The organism is Microcoleus sp. BROC3, assembly GCF_036702515.1.
Lineage (GTDB): Bacteria > Cyanobacteriota > Cyanobacteriia > Cyanobacteriales > Microcoleaceae > Microcoleus.
Genome location: NZ_JAUBTQ010000014.1, coordinates 126,607 through 141,569, shown reverse-complemented (window position 1 = coordinate 141,569; position 14,963 = coordinate 126,607). Strand labels below are relative to the sequence as shown.

Sequence of the window (14,963 nt, the reverse complement as noted above, 5' to 3'; positions counted from 1 at the left end):
TAGAGTTGGATTCCTTGACCGGGTAAATTCATATATCTCTTTTTTTGTCAACTTCTAATACTGTACCGACGCTCTAGTGTACCACATATACATGGAATCTGCTGTATCTACCTACTCTGGTCAGTTTTGTTGTAAAAGTAGAATTCTGTAGGTTTGGGGAGGAGTCTGTGTGAAACGACAGTGGGAGCCAGAAGAATTAATCGAACATTTTACCTTACTTGAAGGAGAAAGAACGCTGCTGGCAAATAAAACTGGAGCCACTCGGCTCGGTTTCGCCGTTTTGCTTAAATGTTTTTGTAAGGATACTCGGTTTCCCGTTAAAAAGCAAGAAATCCCTAAATCAGTTGTCTCGTACATTGCTCTTCAAGTAGAAGTATTGCCACCCCAATGGCGTTTTTACAAGTGGAGCGGGCGTACAATTGAATATCACCGAGCGCAGATTCGGACCTATTTCGGATTTCGAGAACCTACAGTTGCTGACAGTCAAGCTTTGAGTGGATGGTTGATTGAAAAAGTGCTGGTTCGCGACCGCAACGAACAGTATTTAACGGAAATTGCCTATCAGCGACTGCGAGACTTAAAAATTGAACCACCCACCAGCAAACGAATTGGCAGATTAATTAAGTCGGCAATTCATACAGGAGAACAAAACTTTTGTGCTGCTATATCGTCCCGGATTTCCCCAGAAACCAAAGCTAAAATTGATGCAATTTTAAATCTCGATCGAGGATTAGAGTCACAATCTCCTGAATCGGGGGCAATGGATTTCAACAACCTGAAAGCCGACCCCGGTCGCGTAGGTCTTGATAGCTTGCTCAAAGAAATTGACAAATTACAAGCTATTCGGCAATTAGAATTACCAGAAAATTTATTTGCTAATATCGCTCCAAAGATTTTACATCATTACCGCCAACGAGCTTCGGCGGAACCGCCAAGGGAATTGCGCCGCCATCCCGACCCCATCCGTTACGCGCTAGTCGCTGCTTTCTGCTGGCAAAGAAGTCAAGAGATTACAGATAGTTTAGTCGAATTATTAATTCAAATTGTCCACAGGATTAGCATCCGCGCCGAACGCAAAGTAGATAAGGAGTTAATTGCCGATTTCAAGCGAGTCAGCGGCAAGAATAACATTTTATTTTGCATGGCAACAGCTTCTTTAGAGCATCCAGAGTCAGCGGTTAAGGATGCTATTTATCCCGTAGTTAGCCCATCTACCTTAAGTAATCTAGTAAAAGAATTTAAGTCGAGCGGTCCTACTTACCGGGAGCGCGTTTATACGGTAATGCGAGCCTCTTACCTGCACCATTATCGCCGAATGGTGCCGCAAATCCTCTCTTGTTTGGAATTTAGATCGAATAATGAACTTCACCAGCCTGCAATCAAGGCACTAGAGTTGATCGAGAAGTACACGGGCAGTTCTCAACATTATTATTCGCCGGAAGATGAAGTCTGCGTTGATGGGGTACTGAAAAATAGTTGGCGGGAAATTGTTGTGGAAGTTGACGAAGAGGGGGGTGAAAAAATCAACCGCGTCAATTATGAGATTAGCGTACTGCAAACTTTAAGAGAGCAACTGCGTTCTAAAGAAATTTGGGTAGTTGGTGCCAAACGTTATGGAAATCCAGAAGAAGACCTCCCCAAAGATTTTGAGGCGCAACGACAAGTTTATTATCAAGCTTTAGGTCAGCCAACAGATGTGTCAGCTTTTATTAGTAGCTTGCAGCAAAAAATGGCAGGGTAAGAGCATCTCAATCATGCTTGACAAAAGCACTTGAGAATTTGCATCATATAGTCATTGTTCATAGCAGCCCGTTTGATTTTTTGTCGCAGGCTACGCTCTTTGAGTTGTTTCTTGGTTGACCGCATTAAGGGCAATCCGTCTTACCAGAGCGAAGTTCTGAGGACTGTTTAACGAGCGAATCCGGGATTTATCTTCATTAAAAGTCACATCTAAACTCCAATGCACTTGGTTTTCAATGCTCCAATGTTGACGAATAGCACGACCATTGAGCTGGGCATCTACTGGTAAAGAACTTAGGTAAAACTGTACCTCGTGAGTGGTTTTGTTCCAGAAATGACGAACTCTTTCGACCATCACAATAGTGCGTAAGCCTGCCCATTGCTCTTGCTTGTAAAGTCCTCCTAGTTTGGCAAGTGATACCGCCCAGACTTTTCGAGTTTCGAGGCGATGATGTCCCTTTTCGGTTCGGGAATCATAACTCATTTCAATCCCCATGAATTCCTGAGTTTTTGCCGTCTCAAACCAGTCTTTTACTTGATTGTAAAGAGTGGGATGATTGCTTTTTAGGGCTTGCTGAAAAAGCCTGAAACTATTACAGGTAAAGACTTTGGCTGGTTTCAATGCTCCAAATGTGCGGACTGGTGAGCTAAAATCAGTCAAAAGCCCTGCATAGCATCACTTCTGTAATGTACCGAACAGTTGACCCAACCCCAAGCCAGCCGTCCAACTTTGAGTTCCCCTTCGAGGGGAAATTGTCAGAGGATAATCGTTGGGTAATCATGGAAAAACTAATTCCGTGGTCAGAATTTGAAGTAGAATATGCCAAAAAATTCACCTGTTCAACGGGAGCGCCCGCCAAATCGTTTCGTATGGCCTTGGGGGCATTAATAATCAAAGAAAGATTAGGAACTAGCGACGCCGAAACAGTAGAACAAATAACAGAAAACCCATACCTACAATACTTCCTAGGTCTGAGTGATTATAGTAATGAAGAACCATTCGACTCATCCATGTTCGTTTATTTTCGGCAAAGAATAGGTGTCAACCTAGTCAATAAAATCAATGAAAAAATGGTCAAAAACCAGACTGAAGTGCAAGGAGAGGAAGTAGAAAAAAAGTCATCTGACCTAAGTGAGCCTAAGAATCAAGGAAAATTAATATTAGACGCAACCTGCGCGCCAGCCGACATTAAATATCCGACGGACTTAGGACTATTAAATCAAGCAAGAGAACATACAGAAAAAATCATAGATGCTCTACATAATAAAAATCAGTCACCCGTAAAAAAAAACAAGAACTTATCGAAACAAAGCCAGAAAAGAATACTTAACTATAGCCAAAAACCGGAAGCAATTACGAAAATAACGAAGAAAAACGATTAAAAAACAACTCCAATATATCAAAAGAAATTTAGCTAATATCGAGGGAATGGGTGAGCTACAGTTGCTAAGTAAATCTGACTATAAAAAGCTGCTAGTAGTCACAGAAGTATACCGTCAACAGTTATCGATGTATGAAAAGAAAGAACAGAGTATTGAGAACAGAATAGTAAGTTTAACGCAACCACATATCCGCCCCATCGTCAGAGGAAAAGCCGGGAAATCCGTTGAATTTGGGGCAAAATTGTCAGCGAGTTGTCGTAACGGCTACGTATTTTTAGACCGAATTAGTTGGGAGAATTTCAATGAATCTTTAGACTTGACAACACAAGTAGAAGAATTCAAACAATTCACGGGATTTTATCCCGAATCAATTCATGTAGATCGCATATATCGAACGCAGTTAAATCGAATTTGGTGCAAAGAAAGAGGAATTAGGATGAGTGGCGTTCCTCTAGGAAGACCCCCTAAAAATATTAGCAAGTCACAGAAAAAACAAGCTCAGTCAGACGAGATAATTCGTAACTCAATTTGTCAGAAAATTTGGAGAAGCTAAAAGAAGATTCAGCCTCGGTAAAGTTATGGCTAAACTTTCTAATACTTCTGAAACAGGTATCGCTATAACTTTTATGGTGATGAATCTTTCCGCCCTGCTGCGGCAGGCTTTTTGGCTTTTTTTATGTCTATTTCACAACAAAAACCTTTGCTTAGGTTTTCTGCCTTTAAAGATGAGAAAGAATTATGTTTTGTCTAAAAAAGATGAGGATAATTTATATTATTCAGATAATAGCAAATTCACTCATCTTTCTAAAGGCTGTTTTCAGACTTTTTCAGCAAGCCCTTTTTAGTGCCACGACATAATCGGCTTTTTTCTGACGAATCAGTCGGACTATCTCTGTTTGAGTCCCCATCGCATCAATGGTGATAATCGCCCCGGCAATGTCGAGTAGTTCTAGTAGGGCTGGAATTGCTGTGATTTCATTGGAATGGTCTTCAACTTTGACTTGCCCGAGTACCAAACGCTGTTGGCTCGCCCAAGCTGTCACTAAATGTAAGTTTTTTAAACCTTTCTCTCGATCGTAAGAACCTCGCAAAGTTTTGCCATATATGGGGATGATTTCTTGGCAGACGGAACCCATAATTTGTTGCAACCATTGCGATAACTTCTCAAGAAAAAACTTTCGGGTCTAGCTTTTCAAACACCCGGCGGAATGTATCATCACTGGGGATGCCATTGGGTAACTCTAAAAATTCTTCTAACCATTGTTGCTTGCTGAGTCCATAATTTTCGATGTCTTCCCACCCCTGGGCATCGGCGATTGTAGCTAATATGGTAATGACCAGAATGTCTTTAAGTAAATGTTGTTTGGTTCGGTCTACTCTCGGATCTGGGATGTCATCAAAATAAGTTGAAGGCGCAGTAAGTGTTGCAGGGAGATGGGTTGAGACCTGTCGGGCTTCGGTGATGATTTTGGCTCATTCACAACACGATCAAATCCTTTCTCCATTGATTTTTCCTCACCATTCGTGACACAGATGAAGCACTATTATAGAACCCATTTGACATCTCCCAAAAAGAAATGGTTGATAGAGCGCTCTTAAATTATAATGGAATTTTACCCCCAAAAACATGAGCCAACTCCGAGAATATATTGAAAAGCATCCATCCGAGACTCAAAGAATGTTGGGTATAGACTACGACCAATTAATACAACTAATTACCCATGCAGAAAATTTGTACGCTCGTCAAAAAACATCTCAAGAAAGTCAGAAAACTCGGCTCATTAAACCGGGCAGCGGTCGTCCCCCTAAACTAACGATAGCAGACCAAATTATTTTGACCCACCGTGTACCTGCATAACTTACCTACTTTTCAAATGCTTGGGGTACAATTTGGCATTGGTGAATCAACCGCTAATTATATTTTTCACCGTTGGGTAAAGATTTTAAGAGATTTATTGCCGGCTTCGGTGTTAGAACAAGTAAAAAAAAATGATGGCGAGCGGGCATGGGTTCTGGAAATTTTGAAAGATGTTGAGTTGCGGGGTAGATAGCTACGAGCAGCCCAGACAAAGACCTACGGACAATGAAGAGCAGAAAAAAAATTACTCTGGCAAACAAAAGAGACATACTAAAAAGAACCAGGTAATAGTCATGCCATCCGGTAAAGAGATTGTTGACGTAGTAGTAGGAGAAACCGGAGCAACAGCCGACATAAACATTTGGAGAAAGCAGAGAGCGTCCGACGAAACATCACAAAAGTTTCAAGGAGATAAAGCTTATGCACTCGACCATTAATTAATACTCCTCATAAAAAACCGCGTCAGGGAGTTCTGACTCCAGCTCAAAAGAGAGCCAATAAGTCAAAGGCTCAAAAAAGAATCTTTGTCGAGCATCTAATTAGATTATTAAAAATATGGAGAGTAGCATCAGAAAGATTTCGCTTAAAAACGAAAAATTACGAGAGAGTAATTTTGGTGGTATGTGGATTAGTAAGATGGCGAATAGGTGCGCTCGTTATGTGTCAATAAAAGTCCCTACAAACTGAAAAAAAAACAGTAAAATTTAGGTCAGAAAATTGGGCAGTTTTTATCTATCGACCGTTGAAACCCTTAAGGAAGCGTTGGTTTCTGACGGACGGTCCCTGCTGGAACCGTCCGCCAGAAACCAAGCGGGGAAAGGGATTGGAATTATGGGAGAGGTCTATTTGACATCTTTGAGGCTGCGAGTCGATCGCGCGTTATCTCTCGATCGCGCGTTATCTCTCGATCGCGCGTTATCTCTCGATCGCGCGTTATCTCAAATGGGTTCAAAGAACTGCTCTTGACAGGATGCTCTTTTATATCTTGCCCTTTTTGTCAAGTACAATTTATACCAAATTAGATGAGCTTACCCTGCCATTTCGGTCGGGAAATTTTTAGCATATTCTGCTTCAAATTCAGACCACGGGATAAGTTCGGCCATCTTTACCCAACGGTTATCTGCTGACAACCTTCCTTCAAAGGGTAGTTTAAAGTCGGATGGGGGGCTTGGGGCAAGCTCAGCTTTTCTGTACACTAGCGCAGGTGGTGATGCACGGGTTTTGAGTCATTATATCTGTTTTTCTTGCACCCTTCCACCTTTTTAGGGTAACACAACTCATACAGTGTTTACTTTTGCAACTGCTTCAGCAAACCCTAATTACTTCACTTAATTCTTGACTACCACAATTGAGACAGATGTTGGGTGAGCTAATTTCTGTTCTGTCTACTCGTCCAAACCCTTTGCGGGTTTTCCCCTGATGACCCGGTTGTCCGCCTGGTTTCTTTTTTGGGTCTGCTTCTGGCTTGATTGTTGGTTTCTCTGGTTTTTGGAGTAGATCCGTTGATGGGGGTTTGGATGAAGTCTGACTGGTGGTTCGACTTTTGCCCGTAGCAATCGCTAGTTTTTCTTGCAATTGTGCAATGATTTTTTGCAGCCCCAGTACCATTTCTACCAGTTCAGCTTGGCTCAACTGCTCGATTTCGGTTTTTTTCTGCTCTCTCGTGGGTGCGAGCTTTTTCATCCGTTTATTTTACCAGATGCCGCCACTGAAGTTTTTTTTGACCTGAATCCTTACAATTAATCATTACGATCAAGTGAGATGAAGAGCGAGCGAGCTTATCATACCTTGATCCAGCAACGCCGGATTTTCTTGTGATGTAATGAACCTGAAACCCTTGATGGATATACTAGATACCAGTAAGCCCGTGACGAGATTTGAACTCGTGACTTCCTCCTTACCAAGGAGGTACTCTACCACTGAGTTACACGGGCATAAAAAATTAAGAATGTTAAATTAAAATTTTTAACTTTTTATTTTTATTGAAATTGTGGTGGGCCGGGCTGGATTTGAACCAGCGTAGGCGTAGCCAGCGGATTTACAGTCCGCCCCCATTAACCGCTCGGGCACCGACCCATTTGTACCCACAGTTAAACATCCTAGCAGATTCTTCTTTTTTTGCAACATTATATTTAAAAGTCTAATCATTAAGTTTAGAACACATAAGTCATTTAGCGGCAGACAGGAAAATTGAATACTGTTTCAGGTGCGATTGCTAAGTCTAGGCTTGGTGTCCGCCCGGAACACCCGAAGTCTAGACTTAGCCCAAATCCCTAATTCACTAATTCCCCGGTTTCTTGCAGGGAGTGCAGGCGGCGGTAAATGCCTTGTTGACTCAAGAGTTCGTCGTGACTGCCAACTTCGACGATTCTACCACCGTCGAGTACGACGATCGCATCGGCTTCGCGAATTGTACTCAGTCTGTGGGCAATAATTATGGTGGTGCGCGTACCGAGAATATTCTGCATGGCTACCTGGATCGATCGCTCGCTTTCATAGTCCAAACTAGAAGTAGCCTCATCAAAAATTAACACATCCGGCTCCAGCAACAGCGCCCTAGCAATCCCCAACCGCTGCCGCTGACCGCCGGACAACCGCATTCCTCTCTCCCCGACCACGGTATAGTAACCTTGGGGCAACAGCCGCACAAAATCGTCTACTTTGGCGATGCGACAAGCATCCTCAACTTGCTCGAAAGTTGCATTTCTGTTTCCGTAAGTCAAATTTTCCAGCAAAGTACCGTTAAAAACGTCTACTTCTTGGTGAACAATGGCTAAACGCTGGCGGTAGCGAGTCACGTCTAAGCTGCGAATGTCTTCCCCGTCGATCAAAATGCGGCCGGAGTTGGGTTCAAAATAGCGAAACAGAAGTTTCACTAAAGTCGATTTCCCGGAACCCGATCGCCCGACTAATGCTACAGTTTGACGGGGATGAATCAATAAATTCACATCCTGCAAAACGGGTTTTTGACTGTCGTACCCGAAGGTCAAACCGCTGAATTCAACTTTGCCGGTAAATTTATAAGGCGACGCCGATCGAGCATTTTCTGCTAAATTAACCGCATCAACACCGTCTGGCGTTTGCATAAACTCGTGGAACCGGATCATTGAAGAATAGCGCCGCGCCAATGATTCGGCGATAATGCTAATCGGACGCAGTTGGGAATATGCCATGCTTGCCAGGGTGTAGACGGTAACAAAATATCCGAGGGAAATTTTGCCTGCAACCGTGGCTGCTAGGTTAAAACCGAGAACTGAAAACAAACACAAGTGGACGATCGTCTGCTGGTATGTCCCCAAGGTGACGTATCCTTTGTGAATGCGGTTAATGACAACTTTTAATTCGCGATCGAGTCTGGTGGTTTGCCTTTTGAGTTCATCCCTTTCTGTCGCAAAAGCTTTGACTGTTTTGATGTTGGTGATAATTTCCGAGTTGCGACTTTCGGTATCTTCGATGTATTCATCTAGAATTTCTTCGCGCGCAGTCACCCCTTGCAGACCTTTTAAGGTGAAACTGAGGATAAATAGGAATGAAACCACAATTAATAAGCCAATCCGCCACTCTATTAAGCAGATAACGGCAAAAATGCCGATTAAGCGGACGACTTCGGGGATGAATTCGCCGGCAATTTCTGGGTAAGTCCAAGTATGGTTGGCGATGCCTTTGGCGATGCGGCTGGCAATCCGTCCGGCGTTGTTTTCGTCGTAGAATTCTAGGGGTAAGGTGAGGATTTTGCCGATCGCACTTCTCATTCGATCGCGCCTTGCCCTCAATGGTATCGCCCAGTGAAACCAATTTCCTACCCAAGGTTCGATCGGTGCTTTGGCGACTGTTACCAGAAAAATTATGCCCAGCAAGACGGATAGCGATAATATTTTGTTGGGTGAGTGCTGGGTAACAGAGGCGATCGCTGTTATGAGTTTTTGCGTTACTGTATCTGTAGGTTGACCCGACAATACGTTTAATATTTGACCGATCGCGTAGGGTACAAGCAAATCGGCTAGTGCCAAAATGCTGGATGCGCCTATGCTGTAAACTGAGCTTTTCCAGTAGCGACTGTAGTATTTGAAGATGTCCTGAAAGCTTGCCATAAATTTTTGTTGAGATACAACCCTTGCAAATACTTGGATTTAAAATTGCGCTCTCGGCGCGCTTTGTTTACAAGTGTACTACAAAAGTAGTCGCTCGGGGAGTCATCTCGGCTCATGCTAGCGACTCGCCCGATCGGGTGATTTATGGCAATCCTTTGATGGTCATCCTTTAACCGTCAGGCATCTATCCGCATTCCTCGGCAAAAAACTCACGACTGAGGGCAAAAAAATGCAAAAGACAGAATTTTTCTTAAATTCTGCCTTCTGAGCCATGCCTTATAAGTTTGATGTTTGAGTAGTCTGTTAGCTGAAGGTGTAGGCTGATTGCAGGGCCCACCAGATCAAGAAGCCGATGCCGCCCGTAATGACAATCGCCGAAATGGCGATCGCAATGGGGCTGTCAGCTCCCTTGAACTTCATGATTCCGCGATTTAAGTCTGACATAGCAGTGTTCTCCCAAATTCCAGCTTGATTTTAGCTTTGCTGTCGGCGGATGGCTGTGAAAACGATGGCAATTACTGATTTAGTTAATAATTCAGGCTCCTCAAATGTCGAAGGGACTGTGGCGCGATCGCCCCTGGGCTGAGTTTGTAAAAAAAAATTAGGTAAAAGACTTGACAAACAAAGATACCTAAGGCACTATAGTTAATACCGCAGGAAATGCGGGTGTAGCTCAGTGGTAGAGCGTCACCTTGCCAAGGTGAATGTCGCGCGTTCGAATCGCGTCACCCGCTTTAAAGATAAAAAAAACTCAAGAAAACCGGAAAGTAGATCCAGAAAGTTTTCGGTATACTCCTAATGGTGGTAGAGAATACCTAAGTTAGTGGTAATATGGAATGCAGAACTTGTAAGTCAAAATTGCCAAGTGGGCGATCGCTCGGAACAGGCACTTAAAATCCTCGATCGGGCAGAATTAACAAGTTTAATAAAATGGATATGTTAACGATGATTTTTGCAAAAACGCTTTTTTATCCGATCGCTCGTGCCATCTCAAAAAGCTCCAAAGATTGACTTAAACGATGAGTACCCCTGCCCTTGCCGGCGGCGGGGTCGTCTCGTCCCCATAACGTTGACAGAAGCCTTTGGATGCAACCGCTGTCAGCAAATATTTGTATTGGATGAAAGCGGACACGTCATCGAGCAACTATCGACAAACTATCCTTACAAACAGGCTTGGCGGTGGACGGGCAACCAGTGGAACAGAGCGCATCCGGGTTTGAAAGCGCACTACTTGCCGCTGGCCCTAGGCATGATTTTGGTGCCGCTAGTGATTTGGTTGCCCCTGGCGCTGTACTCCCCCGGCCCAAATATTATTCTGTGGGCAATGGTCGCCGTGCTGCTAGCCATGTTGCCGGCGCTGATGGTATGGCTTGCTTACAGGCGTTAGCTAGATGATAATAGAGGATTTTAGTCATTCATCAGATGCGGCAAATGTCGCGCGCCGCGCTTACCAAGCTTCTTTGGAGTTGGCGGCGACAAAGAGTGCCGATCGCGCGGCAGCTTTGCAGGCGATGGCGGGCTCGCTCAAACGCAGACAAAATGACATTTTAGAAGCAAATACTCTGGATCTAGAAGCGAGTCGGGACATGGCGATTCCCGAGTTGATTGTGGAGTGGCTGAAGCTGACGCCGGAACGGATCAAGACGACTGTGCAAATTCTGGAACGGTTGGGGGAAATGCCAGATCCGATCGGCAGGGTGATCAATGCTTCTTATCAGGTCGATCGCTGTCAGGTGTACTGTCAGTCGCTACCGCTGGGGGCGATCGCTCTCATTTACGAGGCGTTTCCCGAGTTGGGGGCGATCGCCGCGGGTTTGTCTCTCAAAAGCGCTAACAGTTTGATTCTTAAAGGCGGCAGCGAAAGCTGGCAAACTAATACAGTAATTGGAGAAGCTTTGGTTTCGGCGATCGATGAGGTCGGTTTGCCATCGGGATGTTTGCAGGTACTGCCGCCGGATCGGGGCGCTTCGATCAGAGAATTGGTCACTCAAGACCAATATCTCAATTTAATTATTCCCTACGGCAGACCAAGTTTGGTGCAGCAGGTTGTAAGGTTGTGTACAGCACCAGTTTTGAGGTCAGCAATGGGAAATTGTTACCTTTATTGGTCGCCGACTGGCAGTTTGGAGATGGCAAGGTGGATGATTTTGGACAGCCATCAAAGCGTTCCCGATCCTGTTAATGCGATCGAGAAAGTGCTGATCGATCGCAACCAAAAACCTTCTTCCTTAGTCAGGCTGTGGAACACTTTAAAAGAAAAAGGCTTTCAAATTAGCGCAGATGCCGATCTTGTCGCAGATTTCCCAGACTTGAAGCTGGCGGAACCATACGAGTGGACTCAACCTTATTTAAACAAAACCATAGCGTTTAAAGTTGTCGATAGTTTAGAGATTGCGATCGGCTGGATCAACCGCTACAGCAGCGGCCACGCTGACTGCATCGCCACTGAATCTTACTTAGAAAGTCGCCAATTTGCTCTGGATGTTAACAGCGCCTCAACTTTTATTAATGCCTCGCCTCGGTTTTGGCGTTATCAAAATCGGGGAGATGCGATCTTTTTGGGAATGTCCAACCAAAAAGGTTATCGTCGGGGATTGATCGGGTTAGATACGCTGACGACAATTAAAGAAATTGTTCAGGGAAACGGACTTTTTTAATCTTATAGGTTATTTAGGATTGGTTATTGGAATATTAAACCAAAGTCAAAAGTGGGATAGTATTATCGATGCGTAAGCCTTTATAAGCCTTTAATAGTTGTTTCCAAATTTTTATTTATAGGATACAATAATATCTTGGTACAACAATTAGGTAGCTTTGCTATCCAGCAATTTGGTCACCAGCTCCCGGAACGACACAGATAAAATTTCCGCGTCCTGACAATAAGCCCGCGATTCATTTGTGGGTCAATCTCAAATCGGTACTGGATCTAATTAACTTTAGAAAGTTATTAACTCACATGAAAATACTCTTAGCGATAACATGAAATCCGAAAAATTACTCAATACTCTAGACAAGACAGCAACGCCGACTTTAGGCGAAGAAACGCTAATTCATCACTCGGTATATGTAAAAAAATTGCGTCCGCTGCTGCCGTCAGATGCCTTTGAACCCGATCGTAGCAAGTTAGCAATACTATTTATCAACGCTGCTATTTTATTGCTGGGATGGGGAATTGCTGCTAATCTCGATCGCTGGCCTGTCTATCTTTTAGGACTTTACTTACCTTTAGCCGTCATCATGGGCAATAGTATCATAGTTTTGCTATTTAGCTCCCACGATTTGATGCACGGTAGCGTTCAGAAAAAGTCGCGCCTCACTTATCCGATCGCCTTTTTGGGACTGAGTATGCTGTTTATGCCGCCTACTCAGTGGAAAAATCTGCACAACCTCGTACATCACAATAACACGAATTCTTTAGCAGACCCCGATCGCAACTATCTGTACCAGCAACCAGATACTTGGGGAAAATGGATTCAAAATCTGTTTGTACCTTCGGTAGAAGTCAATCCGCTGTGGTTAATGGTAGGGATGGCCGGTTCGTGGTTAGTGCATAATTTCCGCAATCTCACCTCGGTACTGTTATTTAACGATAAATCTGTCGATTACGTACCGGCTGCCTTTACAGTTAGTCCTAAAGATAGATTGACAATCGCATTTGAATGTCTGGGAATTTTAGGAATTCATGCCAGCATTTTGTTCTACCTAAATTTTCATCCGCTCAAAATCGCTCTCGCCTACTTTTTGCCGATCGCAATTGGTCATGCAGGCGCAATGTTTTACATCTATACCAATCATATGGGTTGCCGGATGACCGCCATTAATGACCCGCTGATCAACAGTATGTCAGTGGGGGTTCCTAAAATATTTGACCTGCTGCACTTTAATTTTTCTTACCATACAGAGCATCATATTTTCCCCAGCATCAACTCAGACTATTATCCGATGGTGCAAGAGTTGTTGCAAATTCACTATCCCGGACGCCTGAATTTAATCGATGCTGGCAAAGCTTGGCGGTTGCTGAGGCAAACACCCCGGCATTATCAAGATGAAATCACCTTCACTGATTCCTCTGGTACAATGTGCGTGAATTGCTCGATCGCTGAAGAATACAAAAACGGCTAATACAGAGTAAGGTGCGCACTGCGCACCCTACATTGAGATATTGTGCTGAATTGTTAATTCTACATACTGATGCTATTTAGCACCAACGAAGGCTTGAGAGAAAAGTAAGGGATTACTCGTTTTTGATTGTTGGCATCAATCTTCTGTTCTGCCATATTCAAATTTTGCTGGAACTGTCTGGCTAAAAGTTGGATCGGCGTTCCCGCAAAAACTTCGTCGAAACTCATGCGGTAGAGTTCTCGGAAAGATTTATCGTAATAACCCAAACGGTCATATCGATAAGCTGACAAAATAAACAGAATTTGCAGTTGGTCAGCCGCTCGTTTGTACGGAGGCAGCAACCGTAAAATATCCTTTTCTGTAATCACTTCTAGATTACCCGAAGCAGTAATTCTAGGAATGTCCCGGTAGGCTGCTAAGGGCATATTGGCAGCAAAACTCATGTATTCATACTGGGCAAAATTGACTGCTGAATGCTGCGGGCCGCAGGTAAAAATTATAGTTGTGACAATTTCAATTAATTGTTCAACTGTGTTGAGATGGTCTGGCATTCCTTTGACTTTACCGCCTTGGGGAGAGGCTAATTCTTGGGCCCAGGTTTGCAGTTCCACATCTTGAGCGATCGCCACATCCGTCGGGTAAAAAAAGTTGAGATAGCCCGATACAAAGGTTTCAATTGCATTCCAAACCAGCAATCCATCATCTCGGTAAGGATAGTGAGGCAGTTGATTGGGGTCATCCATTCCCCGATTTTTTAGTTCAGCGGGTAAGGCAAATTGATCGAGACTCCACGTACTGCACGCCTCTCTACTTATTTCTATTGTCTCTGCCAAGGTGCCGCCTAGCAATTCATCGACGGGCCCGCCGGGAGCGATCAAGTGAGAACGCGCCAGATCGTTGTTGGTCAACATAAAGCGAAAGTGCGGTTTCAGCAGCAGACTAAGCGGGTGATTTTTAGCCAACTGTCGGGCGGTGACGATCGCGATTGGTTCCATCACCAGATGAGTTCGACCTAAATGCGAGCTCATTTCATGGTGATTGGCATCTGCTACTTGCACGCAGAGTTTCGCAAACAGCCAATCGACAGGAGGATCGAATGGGGTATAGACATGGCTATCTGGCGTCGGATCTAGTTGAATGGCAATAGGTGTCATTTCACCGCGATCGCGGACTCCCGTCCACCGCCAAGCGAAAAAAGCCCGTGGTTTCGGCAAGTATTTTCTGCCTTTTTCATAGGTTCCGCCTCCAACGAGAGCAGGCGCGCGATAGTGTTCGTCAGTACCTGTGTAATCGGCAATGTAAATGTTTTTGTCCTGCAACTCTTGGCGCAGATCGAATAATGGGTGCAAACTGGAAAGACCCCTCAGTGTTTCTGCCCGAGGATCGCTCGCATCTAAGAGGCGAAGCACCATTGGATTTGCTCCAGACAGGCGCTGTTCTGCAAAAGAGCGATCGGTTTGGTAAATTTTGGCAACTTCAGGTAGTGGCAGCCAAGTAAAAAAGTCTTCATAGTCTTGGAGTTCGTCGAGACGATCGAGAAAAGTTCTCGAATCGGCTGCCAGCATATTTGCAGGAAGTTCCGATGTTGCTAATATGCGTTCTGCAAGATACTTGCTCGAAAAGTTCTCGACTGCGGGCACATCTTTCAATAATGCCAAAGGTGATAAACTCTCATAGTCAAACTGATAAGCTTGTTGCTGACGATTCAAGGAATCTTTGCGCTGTTCTGGGTTCGGGTCGTCTTGAGGAAGAGAAGGTTTCATATTGTC

Annotated in this window: 12 protein-coding genes, 3 tRNA genes and 6 pseudogenes; 12 read left to right on the top strand and 9 right to left on the bottom strand. The window is 44.2% G+C overall.

What is annotated here, in order from left to right; translation table 11 throughout:
* Window positions 1-169 precede the first annotated feature (169 nt).
* Both QUB30_RS33825 and QUB30_RS33820 read left to right on the top strand, forming a co-directional pair.
* Window positions 170-616, top strand: a pseudogene (locus QUB30_RS33825) (DUF4158 domain-containing protein); the annotation flags it as partial.
* A 903-nt stretch (window positions 617-1,519) separates the two neighbouring features.
* Window positions 1,520-1,732: pseudogene (locus QUB30_RS33820) on the top strand (hypothetical protein); the annotation flags it as partial.
* A 20-nt stretch (window positions 1,733-1,752) separates the two neighbouring features.
* Here the strand turns inward: QUB30_RS33820 and QUB30_RS11755 are convergent.
* Window positions 1,753-2,308: pseudogene (locus tag QUB30_RS11755) on the bottom strand (ISAs1 family transposase); the annotation flags it as partial.
* A 119-nt stretch (window positions 2,309-2,427) separates the two neighbouring features.
* On the opposite strand from QUB30_RS11755, the pseudogene QUB30_RS11750 reads away from it, so the two are divergent.
* Window positions 2,428-3,968 (top strand): annotated as a pseudogene (locus QUB30_RS11750) (IS5 family transposase).
* On the opposite strand, the pseudogene QUB30_RS11745 reads toward QUB30_RS11750, so the two are convergent.
* Window positions 3,963-4,587 (bottom strand): annotated as a pseudogene (locus QUB30_RS11745) (ISAs1 family transposase); the annotation flags it as partial. The pseudogenes QUB30_RS11750 and QUB30_RS11745 overlap by 6 nt on opposite strands.
* Before the next feature lie 163 nt (window positions 4,588-4,750).
* Here QUB30_RS11745 and QUB30_RS11740 point away from each other — a divergent pair.
* The 5 genes from QUB30_RS11740 (at window position 4,751) to QUB30_RS11725 (ending at window position 5,947) form a co-directional block, all read left to right on the top strand.
* Window positions 4,751-4,981 (top strand): hypothetical protein, encoded by a 231-nt coding sequence (locus QUB30_RS11740; RefSeq protein ID WP_333333329.1) that lies wholly within the window; start codon window positions 4,751-4,753, stop codon window positions 4,979-4,981.
* 16 nt (window positions 4,982-4,997) lie between these two features.
* Window positions 4,998-5,174 carry a transposase family protein gene (locus QUB30_RS33815; RefSeq protein WP_445300483.1) on the top strand — a complete coding sequence of 59 codons (177 nt, stop codon included), beginning with the start codon at window positions 4,998-5,000 and terminating at the stop codon, window positions 5,172-5,174.
* Entirely contained in the window at window positions 5,152-5,418 is a 267-nt protein-coding gene (locus tag QUB30_RS11735) for a transposase family protein (protein WP_333333327.1), read from the top strand. The genes QUB30_RS33815 and QUB30_RS11735 overlap by 23 nt, the downstream gene beginning before the upstream one ends.
* A complete protein-coding gene (locus QUB30_RS11730; protein ID WP_333333342.1) occupies window positions 5,418-5,651 on the top strand; it encodes a transposase family protein in 234 nt (77 codons plus the stop codon). The genes QUB30_RS11735 and QUB30_RS11730 overlap by 1 nt, the downstream gene beginning before the upstream one ends.
* Window positions 5,652-5,812: 161 nt before the next feature.
* Window positions 5,813-5,947: a hypothetical protein gene (locus QUB30_RS11725; protein ID WP_333333325.1), complete on the top strand. Its 135-nt coding sequence runs from the start codon at window positions 5,813-5,815 to the stop codon at window positions 5,945-5,947.
* Between the two features lie 74 nt (window positions 5,948-6,021).
* Here QUB30_RS11725 and QUB30_RS11720 read toward each other — a convergent pair.
* The 6 genes and pseudogenes from QUB30_RS11720 to QUB30_RS11695 form a co-directional block, all read right to left on the bottom strand.
* A pseudogene (locus tag QUB30_RS11720) lies at window positions 6,022-6,177 on the bottom strand (IS5/IS1182 family transposase); the annotation flags it as partial.
* Between the two features lie 109 nt (window positions 6,178-6,286).
* A complete protein-coding gene (locus tag QUB30_RS11715) occupies window positions 6,287-6,664 on the bottom strand; it encodes a DUF6444 domain-containing protein (protein WP_333333323.1) in 378 nt (125 codons plus the stop codon).
* Between the two features lie 179 nt (window positions 6,665-6,843).
* Window positions 6,844-6,915, bottom strand: a tRNA-Thr gene (locus QUB30_RS11710).
* 57 nt (window positions 6,916-6,972) lie between these two features.
* A tRNA-Tyr gene (locus tag QUB30_RS11705) sits at window positions 6,973-7,057 on the bottom strand.
* Between the two features lie 197 nt (window positions 7,058-7,254).
* The gene (locus QUB30_RS11700; protein ID WP_333333321.1) at window positions 7,255-9,072 is read right to left on the bottom strand and encodes an ABC transporter ATP-binding protein; all 1,818 of its coding nucleotides are present in this window, start codon (window positions 9,070-9,072) and stop codon (window positions 7,255-7,257) included.
* 303 nt (window positions 9,073-9,375) lie between these two features.
* Window positions 9,376-9,516: a hypothetical protein gene (locus tag QUB30_RS11695; protein ID WP_333241062.1), complete on the bottom strand. Its 141-nt coding sequence runs from the start codon at window positions 9,514-9,516 to the stop codon at window positions 9,376-9,378.
* Between the two features lie 218 nt (window positions 9,517-9,734).
* On the opposite strand from QUB30_RS11695, the gene QUB30_RS11690 reads away from it, so the two are divergent.
* The 4 genes from QUB30_RS11690 (at window position 9,735) to QUB30_RS11675 (ending at window position 13,194) form a co-directional block, all read left to right on the top strand.
* Window positions 9,735-9,806: transfer RNA gene (locus tag QUB30_RS11690), tRNA-Gly, on the top strand.
* 248 nt (window positions 9,807-10,054) lie between these two features.
* Complete coding sequence (locus tag QUB30_RS11685; RefSeq protein WP_333241070.1) at window positions 10,055-10,459, top strand: hypothetical protein; 405 nt, start codon at window positions 10,055-10,057, stop codon at window positions 10,457-10,459.
* 4 nt (window positions 10,460-10,463) lie between these two features.
* Window positions 10,464-11,729 (top strand): glutamate-5-semialdehyde dehydrogenase, encoded by a 1,266-nt coding sequence (locus QUB30_RS11680; RefSeq protein WP_333333319.1) that lies wholly within the window; start codon window positions 10,464-10,466, stop codon window positions 11,727-11,729.
* A 322-nt stretch (window positions 11,730-12,051) separates the two neighbouring features.
* On the top strand, window positions 12,052-13,194 hold the full coding sequence (locus QUB30_RS11675; protein ID WP_333333317.1) for a fatty acid desaturase: 1,143 nt from the start codon (window positions 12,052-12,054) through the stop codon (window positions 13,192-13,194).
* Window positions 13,195-13,253: 59 nt separating this feature from the next.
* Here QUB30_RS11675 and QUB30_RS11670 read toward each other — a convergent pair whose 3' ends face one another.
* Window positions 13,254-14,957, bottom strand: a complete 1,704-nt coding sequence (locus QUB30_RS11670) for a lipoxygenase family protein (RefSeq protein WP_333333315.1) — start codon at window positions 14,955-14,957, stop codon at window positions 13,254-13,256.
* Between the last annotated feature and the right edge of the window lie 6 nt (window positions 14,958-14,963).